Below are 17,190 nucleotides of genomic sequence, written 5' to 3'. Positions count from 1 at the left end.
ATGTGCGCATGAGCGAACAGTGGGTCGAGGTCGCGACGAAGCGGCTGCGCGACCAGCACGCGTGCCCCGGGTGCGGGACCGTCCTCACGTCGACCCGCTGCGAGGCGTGCGGCCTCGTCCTGTCGGGGCCGTGGGCGGTCGAGGTGCTGCGTGCGTCGCGCGACGCGGCCGCCGCGCTCGACCGGCGAGCCGCCGGTCTGCGCGCCCTGCGGTCCGCGGACGAGCGGCTCCGCGCCCAGGGGGCCGTCACCGGTCCGGAGGGGTCGGCTCTCTCCGCGGCGGTCTCGCCGCGCCCCACCGGTACGACGGGCACGGCCTCCCCGCCGAGCAGCACGCCGGGCGGGACCGACCTCCCGGGAGCGGCCCGTCCCCAGCCCCCGGCCCGCCGCCAGCCCCCGGCCCGCCGCCAGCCCCCGGTGCCCGTGGCGGGCGCCGCGGGCCGACCGCTGTACACCGCCGCTCCCGCTGCCCCGGCCCGGTCGAGCGTCGGCCTGCAACCCATCCTCGCGAGCGCGGGGGCGGGGCTGCTCGCGGTCGCGACCATCGTGTTCGTCTTCTTCACGCTCGCGGACGACCTCGCGGTCCGTGCGCTCGTCACGGGAGTCGTCACGTTCCTCGCGCTCGGCGCGGCCGCGTTCCTGCGCCTGCGGGGCATGGGCGCCTCGGCCGAGTCGATCGGTGCGCTCGGCGTCGTCCTGCTGCTCGTCGACGTCGAGCTCTTCCTGAGCGCTGGGCTGCTCGGCGGTACCGACCCGGCGCTCGCGCGCGGGCTGCTGCTGCTCGTGGTCTCGGCGGGACTGCTGGTGGGCGGGCACCGGGTGCGCATGCGGACCTGGAGCGCGGCCGGGCTGGTCCTCGCGCCGGTGGTTCCCGTGGTCCTCGCGGGAGCCGTGGCCGGCGGTGCGACCGGGGACCTCGGGACGCAGTCCGGGGCGTTCGCCGTCGGCATGCTCGCGGCCTGCCTCGTGACGCTCCTCGAGCTGCCGGTCGCGCGCGTCTCGGGGGCCAGGCTCGGCTCCCGTCTCGTCGCCGAGACGACCGTGCTCCAGGTTGCGCGCTACCTCGTGTACCCGACCGCTCTCCTCGTCGGCCTCGCCGTCCCGCCGGTCTCGTGGCTCCCGGGGTGGAGCGGCGCGGCCCTGCTCATGGTCGGCGGTGCGGCGACGGCCGCGATCCTGGCCCGGTGCACGGGGCAGCGGCTCTGGTGGTGGGTCACGGGCGCGGTGGCGGTCCTCGCGGCGGTGCTCCTCGGCGTCGGGCACGCGACATGGTCGATCGGCCTGGCCCCGGTCGCCGGGCTCGTCGCCGGGGCTGCCCTGGTCGCGGCCGCGACGGCCGCGCGGGCCACCGCGCAGACGCGCGAGGCGCTCGTGACGGGAGCGCACGCGGTCTTCGTCGCGGCGTCCCTCCCGGCCGTCGGGTACCTGGCCTCACGGGTCCTGCTCGCGCTCACGTCGGCCCGTGCCGCAGGTCCGCAGTGGTCGTTCACCGACGCCCCGCTCGCGCACGGCGGGATGTTCGACGACGCGACGACGACGGCCGCGCTCGTCGGGGTCGGGGCCCTCGCCCTGGCCCTCCTCGGCGTGAGCGTCCTCCGCCTCGGGACGTGGCTCGGCTCGAGCGCCCGCGCAGGCCTGCCGTGGGTCGTGCTCTTCCTGCTCGCAGGGACCGCGCTGCACCCGGCGTGGGCCGCGGTCACGTCGTCCGGGCTGCTCGCCGCCCTGGCCCTGGCGCTCGTCGTGCTCGCCGACCGGTGGGCAGCGGCGCGCCGGGCCCCGTGGTCCGCCCCGGTGCTCACGGGCGTGTTCGCCCTGACGGGCATGGCGGCCGTCGTGTCCTGGTCGGCGCGCCCGACCGCGGTCCTGGGCGGCGCTGTCGTGCTGGGGCTCCTGCTGCTCGCGCGCCGGGTCGTGCCCGCGGGGGTCCGCCCGTACCTCGTGGGTCTCGGCTACGGGTACGCGCTCCTGGTCCTGGGCATGACCCTCGGCTGGGTGGGGCTCACCGGGGTCGAGGCGCTCGCGGTCGTGTCGGTCACGGCCTCGGTCGTGGCGATCGTCGTGACCCGCCTGCGGGTCGTCGACCGTCCCTCGTGGTGGGCGGTCCTGGTCACGACGTCGGTGCCGTTCCTCCTGGGCGTGGCCACGGTCCTCGAGGAGCGCAGCTACTGGTCGGCCGCTGCTGCCGCGACCATGCTCGCGCTCGAGGCCGTCCTGGTCCTGACGCGACGCCCCGAGATGACGCGCGCGGTGCGGGTCGCGGCGGCCGGGCTCCTGCTCCCGACGGCCTCGGTCGTGCTCGTGTGCCTGGGTGCGGAGCTCGTCCCGGGCAGCGGGTCGCCCGTCGTGCTCCCGCTCGTCGCGATCCTCACGGCCGCCGCGGCCGTGGCCGTCCCGCAGGCCGTCGCGTCCCTCGGTGCGCGCGGGCTCCCGGACGCGCACACCGGGGCGGTCGGCCGCGTGGTCGAGGTCAGCACGCTCGTCACGGCCGCGGTCGCGGTTCTGCTCTCCCTGGTGCGCGTCTCGGCAGGGCCCGAGACCGCGATGATCGTCCTCCTGGTCCTGGGGACCGGTGCCGCGGTCGTCGCGGGTCGGCCCGCCCGCCGCTGGGTCTGGTGGCTCGCGGCCGCGCTGTGGGTCGGGGCGCTGTGGTCGTTGCTGAGCCTGCTCGGGGTCGGCCTGGTCGAGGCGTACACCGCGCCGCCCGCGCTCGCGGCGGTCGTCATCGGGGGGATCCTCGCGCGTCGCGGGCCGGGCGGGCGACGCCTGGTCGCGGGGGGCCTGGCGCTGCTCGTGGTGCCGTCGCTCCTCGTCTCGATCCTCCTGCCCGACGCCGGCCCGTGGCGCAATCCTGCGCTCCTCGGCCTGGGGCTCGTGCTCGTCATCGGTGGTGAGGTCGCGCGCAGGCTCGCGGCCCGTGGCGCCCGCGTCAGCGCGTCGTGGGCGCTCGACGCCGCGACGTACCTGTCGCTCGCCGCGGTGCTCGCGTCGGTCGGCGGCCTGGCCGCCGCCCTGCGGTTCGTCGCGGCCTCGGGCGGCGGCGACCCGACGGCGACCTATCTCGGGGCGCTCGCGTGGTCCGCGGCGGGGGCTGGGCTCGCGGCGCTCGCGGGGCACCGTACGGTGTCGGCGGCGTCCACGGGGCCAGGGGCGACGGGCACCGGGCCCGACGACGTCGCTCACCTCGCGCTCGCCCCCTCGGCGCGGCGGTGGTGGGCCGCGCCTGCGATGGTGCTCGCCGTCGTCGGGCCCGTGGCCGCGGTCGGCGAGAGCTGGACCGCGATCGTCCTGACCTGGTCGCTCGAGGTCGCGCTCCTGGTGCTCGTCGTGCACACCGTGCGTCAGGCGCTGCACGCGACGGCGCCCGAGGAGCTGCGCTGGCCCCCGGCGTGGTTCGTGTGGGGGCTCGCGCTCGTCACCGCGATCGGCGCGTGGTCCCCGCGCGAGCTGCGTGTCGAGGTCTTCTCGCTGCCCCTGGGGGCGGGTCTGCTGGTTGCCGGGTACCTGGCGTTCGTGGCGTCGTCGGGCACCGTCCGCGGGGCGGGCGGCGAGCACCCGGGCGCGGGTCGTCCTGCGGGGTCGGCGACGGGCACGTCGGCCGGTGCTGGTGCTGGTGCTGGTGCTGGTGCGGGTGCTGGTGCTCGTGCTGGTGCGGGTCCCGGGTTCGGTGGTTCCCGGTCGGTGACGGGGCTCGTGCCGGTGGCCCGGCTCGCGGACTGGCCGGTCGGGTTCGTCGGTTCGTGGCGCACGCTCGCGGTCGGGATCGCCGCGACGCTGGGCCCCTCGGTCCTCGCGACGTACACCGACGCCCGGACCTGGCGGGCCGTGCTCGTGGTCGGGCTCGCGCTCGCCGCCGTGCTGGTCGGGACGCGCTTCCACCTCGCGGCCCCGTTCGTCCTGGGGGTCGTGGTGCTCCCGGTCGAGATCCTCGTGGTGTTCGTGAGCCAGCTCGGGACAGCCATCTCGGCCGGGCCGTGGATGCTCACCCTGACCGCTGCGGGCGGGCTGCTCCTGATCCTCGCGGTCTACTACGAGCGGCGCATGGCCGCGTTCGACGGCGCTGCGGCGTACCTGCGCGACCTGCGGTAGGGGCGGGGGTCGGGCCGCCAGCGGCGGGGGAGCGCTGCTTCCGGCGGGGCGCTTCCCGCTGAGCTACCCCCGCCGGGCAGACGCTTGTGTCGGGGGTGTTCGGCTGACCGGGAGCAGGTCCTGCTCAGCGAACGCTGTTCCCGACCAGCGGAACCTGCTCGGCAAGAACGACGGCCCCCTCGGCGTTGCCGTTCCGCAGCCCTGGTACTGCGCCCTTTCCGCAGCCCTGGTCCTTCGCGGTCGAGGGGCTTGTGTCGGGGGCGTTCGGCAGTCCGGGAGTGGCTCCTGCTCAGCGAACGCTGTTCCCGACCAGCGGAACCTGCTCGGCAAGGACTCCACCACCGACTGAGGCCCGGTCGGGCCGACCCTCGGCCGCCCCCCTCCCTGCTGACCGGGCGAGCATCCTGCTCGGCGAGCATCGTCGCAACCCGGCTGAGGCCGCCTCGCCTCGCTACAGCGTGACCACGACCACGCCCGCGCTCACGCGCGCCCGTCCGACTGCCGGTGAGCCGTCGAGCCCCGGACGCCCGTCCGCCGGTGAGTCCTCCTGTCCGACTGCCCGTGAGCCGGCAAGCCCGGACGCCCGGACGCCCGGACGCCCGGACGCCCCGGCTGCCGGTGCGCGGGACCCGGCCGTTCGTCGTCGGACCCGTGAACTCCCTGTCAGAGGGGCTTGCGCGCCCGCTCGATCAGCGGCCGCACGCGGTAGGGGATGAGCTCGCCCATCGACAGCGAGGTCTCGGTGCGCTCGACACCGTCGATCGCGAGGATCGCGGCGTCGATGCGGAACAGGTGGTCCGTGGTGCGGCACGCGACCAGGACCCGCAGGTCCGACGTGCCCGAGCGTCCGTGCGCCTGGAGCACCTCGGGAATCTCGGCGAGCGTCGCCACGATGCGGCTCAGCTCCTTCTGCTTGACCTCGACCTCGATGAACGCCGTCAGCGGGTGCCCCAGGAACTCCGGGCTGATGCGCCGGTCGAAGTCCAGGAAGGCCCCGGCCTCCTCGAGGTGGGCCATGCGCGCGTGCACCGTGTTCCGGGAGAGCCGCAGGCGCTCGGCCAGCGCCACGATGGTGCCGCGCGGGTCCTTCGCGAGCGCGACGAGGAGATCGAGGTCGACGGCATCGTAGCTGCGCACATTGTTCAGCCTATCCCTGTGACGCGCAGCACACTGACCAGCCTTCTCGTGATGACTGGAGCCATGTGCGGGGTGGGGTTACGTTCGCGGTATCCGGTGCTCGACGGGGAGGACCGGGGTGCTCGACGACGAGCACGGGAGCAGACGCGAGGTGACGCGATGACGCCCAGCACGGTGGACAGCCGCGCCGAGACCCGGACGACTCAGGACGTCGTCCAGGTGCTCGACGAGACCGGGGAACGCCACGGATCGGCGGAGCAGGACCGGTGGCTCGAAGGCCTCGACGCGGACCCCGCGCTCGCGCTGCGCCTCTACGAGGACATGGTCGTGGTGCGTCGGATCGACGCCGAGGCCACGGCCCTCCAACGGCAGGGCGAGCTCGCGCTGTGGCCCCCGCTGCTGGGCCAGGAGGCCGCGCAGATCGGGTCCGGCAGGGCGCTGCGCACCGACGACTTCGTGTTCTCGAGCTACCGCGAGCACGCCGTGGCGTACACGCGGGGCGTCGCGCTCGTCGACCTCGTGCGGGTGTGGCGCGGCGTGACGGCGTCGGGCTGGGACCCGTACGCGGTCAACATGGCCACGCCGCAGGTCATCATCGGTGCGCAGACCCTGCACGCGACGGGCTACGCCATGGGCGTCCAGAACGACGGCGCCGACTCCGTCGCGGTCGCCTACCTGGGCGACGGCGCCATGAGTCAAGGTGACGTCAACGAGGCGTTCGTCTTCGCCGCGACCTACGCAGCCCCCGTGGTCTTCCTGTGCCAGAACAACCAGTGGGCGATCTCGGAGCCCGTGACGCTCCAGTCGACCGTGCCGCTCGTCGACCGCGCCGCGGGGTTCGGCCTCCCGGGCGTGCGCGTCGACGGCAACGACGTCCTCGCGGTCCTCGCCGTGACGCGCGAAGCCCTCGACCGCGCCCGCACGGGCGGCGGCCCCACGTTCATCGAGGCCGTGACCTACCGCATGGGCCCGCACACCACGGCCGACGACCCCACGCGCTACCGCGACCCCGCCGAGCTCGAGACCTGGGCCGGCCGCGACCCGATCACGCGGTACCGCACCTACCTCACCGGGCTCGGCCTGCTCACCGAGGCCGAGGAGGCCCGCGTCCAGGGCATCGCCGACCAGGCCGCGGCCGAGCTGCGCGCCGGGTGCATCGCGCTCGAGGACCCGTCCGCGCTCACGATCTTCGACCACGTCTACGCCGAGCCGCACGCGGCGCTCGCGGCCGAGCGCGCCGCGTACGCGCAGTACCTGGAGGGGTTCGCCGACGGCGACGAGGCGCCCGGCGTGGGCGCCGCCGGCGAGGTCGCCGAGCCCGGCACCGACGCCCCCGCCGAGCCCGGCACCGACACCCCCCGAACCGGCTCCACCGACGCACCGACCGGAGGCGCCCGATGACCACCCTGACGCTCGCCAAGGCCCTCAACGCGGGGCTGCGCAGGTCGCTCGCGAACGACGACAAGGTCGTCGTCATGGGCGAGGACGTGGGCCGGCTCGGCGGCGTGTACCGCGTGACCGACGGGCTGCAGAAGGAGTTCGGGCCGCGCCGCGTGCTCGACACGCCCCTCGCCGAGTCCGGCATCCTGGGCACGGCCGTGGGCCTCGCGTACCGCGGCTACCGGCCCGTGTGCGAGATCCAGTTCGACGGGTTCGTGTACGTCGCGTTCGACCAGATCGTGTCTCAGCTCGCCAAGATGCACGCCCGCACGGGCGGCGCGGTGCGCCTGCCGATCACGATCCGCATCCCCGTGGGCGGGGGGCTCGGCGCGGCCGAGCACCACTCGGAGTCGCCCGAGGCGTACTTCGCGCACACCGCGGGCCTGCGCGTCGTGACCGTCTCCGACCCGCAGGACGCCTACACCGTTCTCCAGCAGGCCATCGCGTGCGACGACCCGGTCGTGTTCTTCGAGCCCAAGCGTCGATACCACCTCAAGGGCGAGGTCAACGAGGCGGCCGACCTCCGTTCGGCACCGCCCATGGACGCGGCGCGCGTCGTCGTGCCCGGCACCGACGTCACGCTCGTGACGTTCGGGTCGCTCGTGACGACCGCTCGCGACGCGGCCGTCGCGGCCGCCGACGAGGGCGTGTCGATCGAGGTCGTGGACCTGCGCTCGCTCTCGCCCATCGACCACGCGACCGTGGCGGCGTCGGTCCGCAAGACGGGCCGCCTGGTCGTCGCGCACGAGGCCCCGCACCAGGCGGGCCTGGGCGCCGAGATCGCCGCGGCGGCGACCGAGCGCTGCTTCGAGCATCTCGAGGCCGCGCCGTTCCGCGTCACGGGTCACGACGTCCCGTACCCGCCCGCCAAGCTCGAGCAGCACCAGGTCCCCGACCTCGACCGCCTGCTCGACGGCGTGGACCGCGTCCTGGGCCGAGGGGCGTACGACGAGTCCGACAGCCCGGCGTTCGAGGGGGCGGCACGGTGATGAGCACGCGCGAGTTCCGCCTGCCCGACCTCGGTGAGGGCCTCACCGAGTCCGACCTCGTGAGCTGGCACGTCGCCGCGGGCGACACGGTCGAGCTCAACCAGGTCATCGCGGAGGTCGAGACCGCCAAGGCGCTCGTCGACCTCCCGTCGCCCTACGCCGGGGTCGTCACGGCGCTGCACGCCGAGCCGGGACAGACGGTCAACGTCGGGGAACCGCTCGTGACGTTCGAGGTCCCCGACGACGGCGACGTGCCGGGAGGCACGCCCTCGTCAGGTGGGTCGGCGGGTCGGGGGTCCGACGGCGGGGCGTCCGCGAGGCGTGCGCGTGGCGGTGGCGTGACGGGCCAGGTGCCCGACGGCGGTGCGTCCGCGGGCAGTTCGGCCGACGGCGACGGGGAGCTCGCCGACGAGGCGCCTCAGCCGAACCTCGTCGGCTACGGGGCGCGGCCGGAGCGGTCGGGCCGCCCCGCGCGACGTGCCCGGCGCGCTCCCGCTCGGGGCGCGATCGAGATCGGGCAAACGGGGGCCGGGAGCACTGTCGGGACCCCCACCAGCCCGATCTCGACGAGCGGGCCGGAGCACGGGCCGCGTCCCGGTACTGGCACCGGGACTGGCGCAGGCGTCGGCACCGGCATCATCACGGGTGCGGGTGCGGGTGCAGCCCCGGACGGTGCCCCGCCCGTCCCGACCGAGCGACCGCGCTCCACCCCGCCCGTGCGCAGGCTCGCCAAGCTCCTCGGGGTCCATCTCGAACGGGTCGTCGGGACCGGCGCCCGCGGTCTCGTGACCCGCGAGGACGTCCTCGCGGCCGTGAGCTGTGCACAGACCGGGGCCGGCGACAGCCCGGGGGCCGGAACCGAGCAGAGGGTGGACCGGCGGTCGCAGGCGACCGACCGCGCGACGACGGGTCAGGACGCCACCGGGGTCGACGGCCACGACGACGAGTCGGACCTCCGCACGACGGGGCGCTTCGCGCCGACCTCGTTGCGCGACATCCTCGGTCAGTCCGGGCTGGCCCGCGCGGCAGCCCGCCGCGTCGGCAGCTTCCCCCCGCCCGACGCGGACCGCACGCCTGCCGCGCCCGACCACGGGACGGGGGCGACGTCGTCGGGCCGGGACGCGCGACGCGAGAGCGAGACCCGCACCCCCGTGCGCGGCGTGCGCAAGCACACCGCCGCAGCGATGGTCGCGAGCGCCTTCACCGCTCCCCAGGCGACCGTGTTCCTCACGGTCGACGTCACGCCCAGCACCGAGCTCCTCGACCGCCTCCGGATCCACCCCCTCGCCCGCGGGACGCGCATCACGGTCCTGGCGCTCGTGGCACGGGCGCTGTGCGTGGTGCTGCCCCGGCACCCGTCGCTCGCGAGCCGGTGGGAGGACCTGCCGGACGGGAGCGCCGAGATCGTCCACAGCCCGCGCGTGCACCTGGGGATAGCGGTCGCGACCGAGCGAGGGCTCGTCGTGCCGCACGTGCCCGACGCGCACACGCTCGGGCTCACGGGCCTCGCCGAGGCGCTCGCGGAGCTCACCGCGACGGCCCGCAGCGGACGCACCGCGCCCGAGCGGCTGACGGGCGGGACCCTCACGATCACCAACGTCGGGGTGTTCGGCGTCGACGCCGGGACACCGATCCTGGTCCCGGGGGAGGCCGCGATCCTGGGCGTCGGGGCCGTGCGCCGCCGCCCGTGGGAGCACGAGGGGCAGGTCTCGCTGCGCGACGTCGTGACGCTGAGCCTGTCGTTCGACCACCGCGTGGTCGACGGCGAGCAGGGCGCCCGCTTCCTCGCCGAGCTCGGCGCGCTGCTCGCCGACCCGGCGCTCGCGCTGCTGCTAGCGGGCGACCCGGGCACCCCGGCCGACCCGGCCGCGCCCAGGACGGGGGCGGCCTCGTGACCGCGACCCTGCCGACCACGCGCCCGCCGGGCGTGGGCGACGTCCTGGGGACCTCGGTCGACCCGGCCTCCGCGAGCGCCCGGGCCAACGACGCGGACCAGCGTGCCCTCGTCGCCGGGCTGCGCGAGCGCACGGCCCGTGCCGCGCTCGGCGGCCCCGAGCAGTCCCGTGCCCGGCACGTCGCGCGGGGCAAGCTGCTGCCGCGCGAGCGTGTCGAGCACCTGCTCGACGAGGGCAGCCCGTTCCTGGAGATCGCGCCGCTCGCGGCCGAAGGGCTGTTCGGCGGCGAGTGGCCCGGCGCGGGCGTGATCGCGGGGATCGGCCTGGTCGAGGGCCGCCAGGTGCTGGTCGTGTGCAACGACGCGACCGTCAAGGGGGGCACCTATCACCCGCTCACGGTCAAGAAGCACCTGCGGGCCCAGGAGATCGCGCTCGAGAACCGGCTGCCCTGCATCTACCTGGTCGACTCGGGCGGCGCGTTCCTGCCGCTCCAGGCCGAGGTCTTCCCCGACCGCGACCACTTCGGCCGGATCTTCTACCACCAGGCCCGGCTCTCGGCCGCGGGCATCCCCCAGATCGCGGCGGTCCTGGGCTCGTGCACCGCGGGCGGCGCGTACGTGCCCGCGATGAGCGACGAGACGGTGATCGTCCGCAACCAGGGCACGATCTTCCTGGGTGGCCCGCCGCTCGTGAAGGCCGCGATCGGCGAGGTCGTCACGGCCGAGGAGCTGGGCGGCGGCGAGATGCACGCGCGGCGCTCGGGGGTCACGGACCACCTCGCGGAGGACGACGAGCACGCGCTCGCGATCGTGCGCCGCATCGTCTCGACGCTCCCGCCCGACCCCGCGCCCGCGTGGGCCGTGCAGGAGAGCGCGCCGCCCGCCGTCGGGCAGGACGAGCCCGGCGGGCCGGGCGAGAGCCTGTACGGCGCGGTCCCGGTCGACGTCCAGGCGTCCTACGACGCGCGCGAGATCGTCGCGCGGCTCGTCGACGGCAGCGTCTTCCACGAGTTCAAGCGCGAGTACGGCGACACCCTGGTCACGGGGTTCGCGCACCTGCACGGGCACCCCGTGGGGATCGTCGCGAACAACGGCGTCCTGTTCAGCCCGTCGGCGCTCAAGGGCGCGCACTTCGTCGAGCTGTGCGACCAGCGCGGCATCCCGCTCGTGTTCCTGCAGAACATCTCGGGGTTCATGGTCGGCACCGACGCCGAGGCCGGGGGCATCGCCAAGGACGGCGCCAAGATGGTCACGGCCGTCGCGACGACGCGCGTGCCCAAGCTGACCGTCGTGGTCGGCGGGTCGTTCGGGGCGGGCAACTACTCGATGTGCGGGCGCGCCTATTCGCCGCGCTTCCTGTGGTCGTGGCCCGCGAGCCGCATCTCGGTCATGGGCGGCCCGCAGGCCGCGTCGGTGCTCGCGACGGTCAAGGCCGACCAGCTCGCGGCGCGCGGCGAGCAGTGGGCGCCCGACGACGAGGCCGCCTTCCGCGAGGACATCCGCTCGCGCTACGAGGAGCAGGGCGACCCGTACTACGCGACGGCCCGGCTCTGGGACGACGGCGTCATCGACCCCGCCGACACGCGCCGCGTGCTCGGGCTCGCGCTCGACGTGTGCGCCCGCACGCCGCTGGCCCCGACCGAGGGCCCGCGGTTCGGGCTCTTCAGGATGTGAGGGCCATGCTCCCGCAGCGCACCACCGACACGTCCGCGACGCGGCCCTTCGGCACGGTCCTCGTCGCGAATCGTGGCGAGATCGCGTGCCGCATCATCGCCACGCTGCGGCACCTCGGCATCCGCTCGGTCGCGGTCCACAGCGACGCCGACGCCGGCGCGCGCCACGTGTCCCTCGCCGACGTCGCGGTGCGGATCGGCCCGGCCCCCGCGACCGAGTCGTACCTGAGCGTGCCCGCGATCATCGACGCGGCCCGCGCGACGGGCGCCGACGCGATCCACCCCGGCTACGGCTTCCTGTCGGAGAACCCCGAGCTCGCACGGGCCTGCGCGGAGGCGGGCATCGTGTTCGTCGGGCCGGGCGTCGCGGCGCTCGAGGCCATGGCCGACAAGATCACGGCCAAGGAGATCGTCGCTGCGCGCGGGGTCCCGGTCGTACCGGGCAGCACGGGCCGTGACCCCGCGACCGGCGCGGCGCTCGACGACGAGGCCCTCGTCCTGGCCGCACGCGACGTCGGCTTCCCGCTCCTGGTCAAGCCCTCCGCGGGTGGCGGTGGCAAGGGCATGCAGGTCGTGACCTCGGCCGAGGACCTCCCGGCCGCGCTCGCGAGCGCCCGGCGCGTCGCGACCCGGTCGTTCGGCGACGGCACGCTGCTCGTCGAGCGCCTGGTCGCCCGGCCGCGCCACATCGAGGTGCAGGTCCTCGCGGACTCGCGCGGCGCCGTCGTGCACCTGGGGGAGCGCGAGTGCTCGCTCCAGCGCCGTCACCAGAAGGTGGTCGAGGAGGCACCGTCGCCGCTGCTCGACGCCGCGGCACGTGATCGGATCGGGGAGGCCGCGTGCGAGGTCGCGCGCAGCGTCGGCTACGAGGGCGCGGGGACGGTCGAGTTCCTCGTGCCCGCCGACGACCCGGCCACGTTCTTCTTCATCGAGATGAACACGCGCCTGCAGGTCGAGCACCCCGTGACCGAGATGGTCACGGGCCTGGACCTCGTCGAGGCCCAGCTCCGCGTCGCGGCGGGGGAGCCGCTGGGGTTCGCACAGGACGACGTGGTCCTGCGCGGCCACGCGATCGAGGCGCGGGTCTACGCCGAGTCCCCGGCCCGCGGGTTCCTGCCCGCGACGGGAGACGTCCTCGCGCTCGCCGAGCCGGGGGGCGAGGGGTGGCGTCTCGACAGCAGCCTCACCGCGGGGCTGCACGTCGGGGGAGAGTACGACCCGCTGCTCGCGAAGGCCATCGCGCACGGCGCCGACCGTGCCCAGGCGCTCGACCGGCTCGACCGGCTGCTCGCCGCGACGCTCGTCCTGGGTGTCGACACCAACATCGGCTTCCTGCGGGCGCTCCTCGGGGACCCGGAGGTCCGGTCCGGCGACCTCGACACCGGGCTGATCGAGCGGTTCGTGGCGGGCGGGGGAGCGCCCTCGGGGACGGCGACCGAGGACGACCTCGTGGCGGTCGCGCTGTTCGCGCTCGCGGTGGGGGCCTCCCGCCAGGGTGCGCCGGGCTCGCAGGGCGCAGCGTCGCACGCGGCCGGCCCGTGGGGAGCCGACGACGGCTGGCGCCTCAACGCCGCGCCGCACCCGCGCACGGTCACGCTGGTCGACACGGCGCCCGGCCCCACGACTCCCGGCGCGACGACCTCGACGCGCGCGCCCCGGGAGGCGACCGTGACGGGAGAGGTGGGCGACGCCGTCGTGCACCTCGACGGGGGCCCACGGCCGGGGCCGGCCCGGCGAGCCGCGCTGACCCCCGTCGCCGGCAGCGCGCACGCGTGGCGGTACGTCGTGGACGGGGTGGGCGAGACCGTGCACCTCGCGACCGACCCCGCCGACGCGAGCGTGTGGCTCGCGCGCCAGGGCCGAGTGGTCCAGGTCGCGGTCCCGACGCGCGCCGAGCTCCTCGCCCTCCGCGCCGTCGCCCGCCCCGGCGGCCCCGAGGGCCCCACCAGTCCCGACGTCCGCGCGGGCATGCCCGGCACTGTCGTGACGGTCGCCGTCGCGGACGGCGAGACCGTCGCCGCGGGCACGGTCCTCGTCACGGTCGAGGCCATGAAGATGGAGCACCCGCTGACCGCCCCGCACGCGGGCGTCGTGCGGCTCACGGTCCGCCCGGGAGACCTGGTGCGCCGCGACGAGGTGGTCGCGCGCGTCGACCAGGTGCCCGACGACGGCGCCGCCCGGGCGGACGGGTCCGCCCCCGCGGTGGTCGCGGCAGGCGAGCCCGCGGGTCCGGGCGAGCCCGCCACCCCCGCCCGCCCGACCCCGACCACGCACACCCAGGCCGGTACCCCGGCCGTCGCCGTCCCCTCCCACACCCCAGGAGCGCCATGAACACCGAGCTCACCGACGAGCAGCGCAAGCTCAGCGACACCGTGCGCGAGTTCGCGGACACCGTCGTCGCGCCCGCCGCGTACACGTACGACACCGAGCGCCGCCTACCGCTCGACATCATCCGCGAGATGGGCGACCTGGGGCTGTTCGGTCTGCCCTTCGCGGTCGAGCACGGGGGCCAGGGCAAGGACTACCTGTCGCTGTGCCTCGCGGTCGAGGCGCTCGCGCGCGTCGACCAGAGCATCGCGGTCACGCTCGAGGCCGGCGTCGGGCTCGGGATCATGCCGATCGCCCGGCACGGGACCGCGGCGCAGCGAGAGCGGTGGCTGCCGGACCTGGTCACGGGCCGGGCGCTCGCGGCGTTCGGGCTGACCGAGGCAGAGGCGGGATCGGACGCGGGGGCCACGCGCACGACGGCCCGGATCGAGACCGGGCCCGACGGCGGCGCCGGGGTGTGGGTCATCGACGGCAGCAAGCAGTTCATCACCAACTCCGGGACGCCCATCACGAGCGTCGTCACGGTCACCGCGGTCACGGGCGAGGAGACCCGGGCCGACGGGACCGTGAAGAAGGAGCTGTCGTGCATCCTCGTGCCCTCGGGGACGAAGGGGTTCACGGTCGGGCCGGCGTACGACAAGGTCGGGTGGCACACGTCCGACACCCACCCGCTGACGTTCGAGGACGTCCGGGTCCCCGAGGCGAACCTCCTGGGCGAGCAGGGGCGCGGGTACGCGAACTTCCTGCACGCGCTCGACGAGGGGCGCATCGCGTTCGCCGCGCTCGCGACGGGGGCGGCGCAGGGGTGCTTGGAGGAGGCGCTGCGGTACGCGCGGACGCGCAACGTGTTCGGCCGCGACATCGGCTCGAACCAGCACATCGCGTTCACGCTCTCGCGCATGGCGGCCCGCGTCCACCAGGCGCGGCTCTGCTACTACGACGCGGCGTCGCGGCTCGCGAACGACGTGCCGTTCAAGGTCGAGGCGTCGATCGCGAAGCTCGTGGGCAGCGAGGCCGCCATGGCCAACGCGCGCGACGCCGCGCAGATCTTCGGCGGCTACGGGTTCCTCAACGAGAACCCCGTGGCCCGCCACTACCGGGACTCCAAGGTGCTCGAGATCGGGGAGGGGACGTCCGAGGTGCAGCTCATGATCATCGCGCGAGGGCTGGGGCTCTCGGCGTGAGGACGTGGCCGGGGTGACGGTGAGGGCTTAACCCCGGGTTAACCCCGTCGACCGTCGACCGTCGACGGGCCCGGGCCGAGAACGAGGTTCCGCGCAGTCGAGGACGAGGTCGAGGTCGATATGCCGGCCAGAACGACCGCGACCTCGTTCTCGGCACCCGGGACGCACATCAGACCAGCAGGAAGGAGCGCAGGATGCGGGAGATCGAGCAGCGCGGGCTCTACTACGACGAGCTCGAGACCGAGGTCCGCTACGTCCACCGCCCGGGGCGCACGCTGACCGAGGCCGACAACGTCCTGTTCACGACGCTGACCATGAACACGCAGTCGCTCCACCTCGACGCAGCGTGGGCCGCGACCCAGCCGTTCGGGCAGCGCCTCGTGAACTCGATGCTCACGCTCTCGACGCTCGTCGGGGCCTCGGTCGCGCAGCTCACGCAGGGCACGATCGTCGCCAACCTCGGGTTCGCCGAGGTCGCGTTCCCGCACCCGATGTTCCACGGCGACACCCTGTACTCCTCGACCGTGGTCCTGGAGAAGCGGCCGTCCGTGTCGCGGCCCGGGCAGGGCGTCGTGACGTTCGAGCACCGCGGCCACAACCAGGACGGCGTGCTCGTCGCGCGGGCCGTGCGGTCGGCGCTCGTGTGGACGCGCGTCGCGCACGAGGCGGCCACCACCACCGGGGGCGAGCCGGGCCCGGTGGCGGGCGACGCCGTCGGGCAGGGGGACGGTCCCTCGTGACGACCTTCGACCTGGGGCCCGCGCTCCTCTTCTGCCCCGCCGACCGGCCCGACCGGTACCGCAAGGCCCTCGACCGCGCCGACGCCGTGATCCTCGACCTCGAGGACGCGGTCGCACCCGACCGCAAGGCCGCTGCCCGCGAGGCGCTGCTCGCCGAGCCCCTCGACCCGTCGCGGACGATCGTGCGGGTCAACGCGGTCGGGACCCGGGAGCACCTCGCGGACCTGGCCGCGCTCGCCCGCACCGCCTACCGGACCGTCATGGTGCCCAAGGCCGACGAGCGGCTGCCGCTCGACCTCGGCGGGCTGCGCGTGGTCGCGCTGTGCGAGACGGCCGCGGGCGTGCTGGCCGCGCCCGAGCTGGCCCGGCGCCCGGGGGTCGTCGCGCTCATGTGGGGCGCCGACGACCTGGTCGCCTCGCTCGGCGGGACGTCGAGCAGGTTCGCCGACGGGAGCTACCGGGACGTCGCACGGGCCGCGCGCTCCGGGGTGCTGCTCGCCGCGGGGGCCGCGGGCGTCGCCGCGGTCGACGCGGTGCACCTCGCGATCGACGACCTCGACGGGCTGCGCGACGAGGCCCTCGACGCCGCGGCCGTCGGGTTCGCCGCGACCGCGTGCATCCACCCGTCGCACGTCCCCGTGATCCGGGCGGCCTACGCGCCGCCCCCCGGCGACGTGTCCGCGGCCCGCTCGCTGCTGGCCGCCGCACGCGGGCACGACGGCGTGTTCGTGCACGACGGCGTGATGATCGACGGCCCCTCGCTCCGGCACGCCGAGGCCGTGCTGCGGCGGGCCGACGCGGCCCGGCGCACGGACCCGGACCCTCTCCGCACAGGAAGCAGGCCGACATGACGACCGACGGAACGCGGCCGCCGAGCGACGACGCTCGGCCTCGACGAGACGCGAGGAGCGACCCGCAGGGTGCCAAGGGCTACCCCGACGCGGCCACCGCGCTCGACGACCTGCTGCACGACGGGATGACGATCGCCGTCGGCGGGTTCGGGCTGTGCGGCATCCCGGCCGACCTCATCGAGGCCGTGCGCGACTCGGGGGTGCGGGGCCTGACGGTGGTGTCCAACAACATGGGCGTCGACGGCAAGGGGCTCGGGCTGCTGCTCGAGAGCGACCAGGTCGACAAGGTCCTCTCGTCCTACGTGGGGGAGAACAAGCTGTTCGCGCAGCGGTACCTCGACGGCGACCTCGAGGTCGAGTTCGTCCCGCAGGGCACGCTCGCCGAGCGGCTGCGCGCGGGTGGTGCGGGCATCCCCGCGTTCTACACCGCGACGGGCGTGGGGACACCCGTCGCGGAGGGCAAGCCCGTCGAGGAGTTCGACGGGCGTCGCTACGTCCTCGAGCGCGGCATCGTCGCCGACCTCGCGCTGGTGCACGCCCACCGGGCGGACGCCTACGGCAACCTCACCTACCGGTTCACGGCACGGAACTTCAACCCGCTCGTCGCGACGGCCGGCCGCGTCACGGTCGTCGAGGCCGAGATCCTGACCGACGAGCCCCTCGACCCCGACGTCGTGGTCACGCCCGGGATCTTCGTCGACCGGCTCGTGCCCGCGCGGCCGCGGGTCAAGGACATCGAGCAGCGCACGGTGCGGGCTCGCGGCGCTGCGGACGGGGTTGCCGCGCCCGCGGCGGGCGGGGACGGCGCCGGATCGAGCAGGAGTGCCGAGGCCGCCGGCCCGGTGCCCGCCGCAGGACGGGAGGCCTGA

11 protein-coding genes are annotated in these 17,190 nt (G+C 75.4%); 10 read left to right on the top strand and 1 reads right to left on the bottom strand.

Going from position 1 to position 17,190, the window contains the following annotated elements; translation table 11 throughout:
- Positions 1-8: 8 nt before the first annotated feature.
- The gene (locus ACFWGN_RS01485; RefSeq protein WP_377615357.1) at positions 9-4,085 is read left to right on the top strand and encodes an SCO7613 C-terminal domain-containing membrane protein; all 4,077 of its coding nucleotides are present in this window, start codon (positions 9-11) and stop codon (positions 4,083-4,085) included.
- 663 nt (positions 4,086-4,748) lie between these two features.
- Here the strand turns inward: ACFWGN_RS01485 and ACFWGN_RS01480 are convergent.
- On the bottom strand, positions 4,749-5,222 hold the full coding sequence (locus ACFWGN_RS01480; RefSeq protein ID WP_377615356.1) for an Lrp/AsnC family transcriptional regulator: 474 nt from the start codon (positions 5,220-5,222) through the stop codon (positions 4,749-4,751).
- 159 nt (positions 5,223-5,381) lie between these two features.
- Here ACFWGN_RS01480 and pdhA point away from each other — a divergent pair, with 159 nt between their 5' ends.
- The 9 genes from pdhA (at position 5,382) to ACFWGN_RS01435 (ending at position 17,190) form a co-directional block, all read left to right on the top strand.
- The gene (pdhA, locus tag ACFWGN_RS01475; protein ID WP_377615355.1) at positions 5,382-6,623 is read left to right on the top strand and encodes a pyruvate dehydrogenase (acetyl-transferring) E1 component subunit alpha; all 1,242 of its coding nucleotides are present in this window, start codon (positions 5,382-5,384) and stop codon (positions 6,621-6,623) included.
- Positions 6,620-7,651 (top strand): alpha-ketoacid dehydrogenase subunit beta, encoded by a 1,032-nt coding sequence (locus ACFWGN_RS01470; RefSeq protein WP_377615354.1) that lies wholly within the window; start codon positions 6,620-6,622, stop codon positions 7,649-7,651. The genes pdhA and ACFWGN_RS01470 overlap by 4 nt, the downstream gene beginning before the upstream one ends.
- Positions 7,651-9,546 carry a dihydrolipoamide acetyltransferase family protein gene (locus ACFWGN_RS01465; protein WP_377615353.1) on the top strand — a complete coding sequence of 632 codons (1,896 nt, stop codon included), beginning with the start codon at positions 7,651-7,653 and terminating at the stop codon, positions 9,544-9,546. The genes ACFWGN_RS01470 and ACFWGN_RS01465 overlap by 1 nt, the downstream gene beginning before the upstream one ends.
- Before the next feature lie 44 nt (positions 9,547-9,590).
- Entirely contained in the window at positions 9,591-11,219 is a 1,629-nt protein-coding gene (locus tag ACFWGN_RS01460) for a carboxyl transferase domain-containing protein (RefSeq protein WP_377615453.1), read from the top strand.
- 5 nt (positions 11,220-11,224) lie between these two features.
- Entirely contained in the window at positions 11,225-13,549 is a 2,325-nt protein-coding gene (locus ACFWGN_RS01455; protein WP_377615352.1) for a biotin carboxylase N-terminal domain-containing protein, read from the top strand.
- On the top strand, positions 13,546-14,730 hold the full coding sequence (locus tag ACFWGN_RS01450) for an acyl-CoA dehydrogenase family protein (RefSeq protein WP_377615351.1): 1,185 nt from the start codon (positions 13,546-13,548) through the stop codon (positions 14,728-14,730). Before ACFWGN_RS01455 ends, ACFWGN_RS01450 begins: the two co-directional genes overlap by 4 nt.
- A gap of 194 nt (positions 14,731-14,924) precedes the next feature.
- Entirely contained in the window at positions 14,925-15,470 is a 546-nt protein-coding gene (locus ACFWGN_RS01445) for a MaoC family dehydratase (RefSeq protein ID WP_377615350.1), read from the top strand.
- Positions 15,467-16,321, top strand: coding sequence for an HpcH/HpaI aldolase/citrate lyase family protein (locus ACFWGN_RS01440; protein WP_377615349.1), 855 nt, complete (start codon positions 15,467-15,469; stop codon positions 16,319-16,321). Before ACFWGN_RS01445 ends, ACFWGN_RS01440 begins: the two co-directional genes overlap by 4 nt.
- A complete protein-coding gene (locus ACFWGN_RS01435) occupies positions 16,318-17,190 on the top strand; it encodes a CoA transferase subunit A (RefSeq protein WP_191805371.1) in 873 nt (290 codons plus the stop codon). The genes ACFWGN_RS01440 and ACFWGN_RS01435 overlap by 4 nt, the downstream gene beginning before the upstream one ends.

The sequence above is a fragment of the Oerskovia sp. NPDC060338 genome (assembly GCF_042726295.1).
In the GTDB taxonomy this organism is placed as follows: Bacteria; Actinomycetota; Actinomycetes; order Actinomycetales; family Cellulomonadaceae; genus Oerskovia; species Oerskovia merdavium.
The sequence above is the reverse complement of the archived record's forward strand: the minus strand, read 5'-3'. Positions and strand labels throughout refer to the sequence as shown.

What these genes read in the sequence shown, in the direction of transcription:
- ACFWGN_RS01435 (WP_191805371.1), top strand. Translation starts at nt 16,318, where the DNA reads ATGACGACCGACGGAACGCGGCCGCCGAGCGACGACGCTCGGCCTCGA.
- ACFWGN_RS01445 (WP_377615350.1), top strand. Translation starts at nt 14,925, where the DNA reads ATGCGGGAGATCGAGCAGCGCGGGCTCTACTACGACGAGCTCGAGACC.
- ACFWGN_RS01470 (WP_377615354.1), top strand. Translation starts at nt 6,620, where the DNA reads ATGACCACCCTGACGCTCGCCAAGGCCCTCAACGCGGGGCTGCGCAGG.
- ACFWGN_RS01485 (WP_377615357.1), top strand. Translation starts at nt 9, where the DNA reads ATGAGCGAACAGTGGGTCGAGGTCGCGACGAAGCGGCTGCGCGACCAG.
- pdhA (WP_377615355.1), top strand. Translation starts at nt 5,382, where the DNA reads ATGACGCCCAGCACGGTGGACAGCCGCGCCGAGACCCGGACGACTCAG.
- ACFWGN_RS01455 (WP_377615352.1), top strand. Translation starts at nt 11,225, where the DNA reads ATGCTCCCGCAGCGCACCACCGACACGTCCGCGACGCGGCCCTTCGGC.
- ACFWGN_RS01465 (WP_377615353.1), top strand. Translation starts at nt 7,651, where the DNA reads ATGAGCACGCGCGAGTTCCGCCTGCCCGACCTCGGTGAGGGCCTCACC.
- ACFWGN_RS01450 (WP_377615351.1), top strand. Translation starts at nt 13,546, where the DNA reads ATGAACACCGAGCTCACCGACGAGCAGCGCAAGCTCAGCGACACCGTG.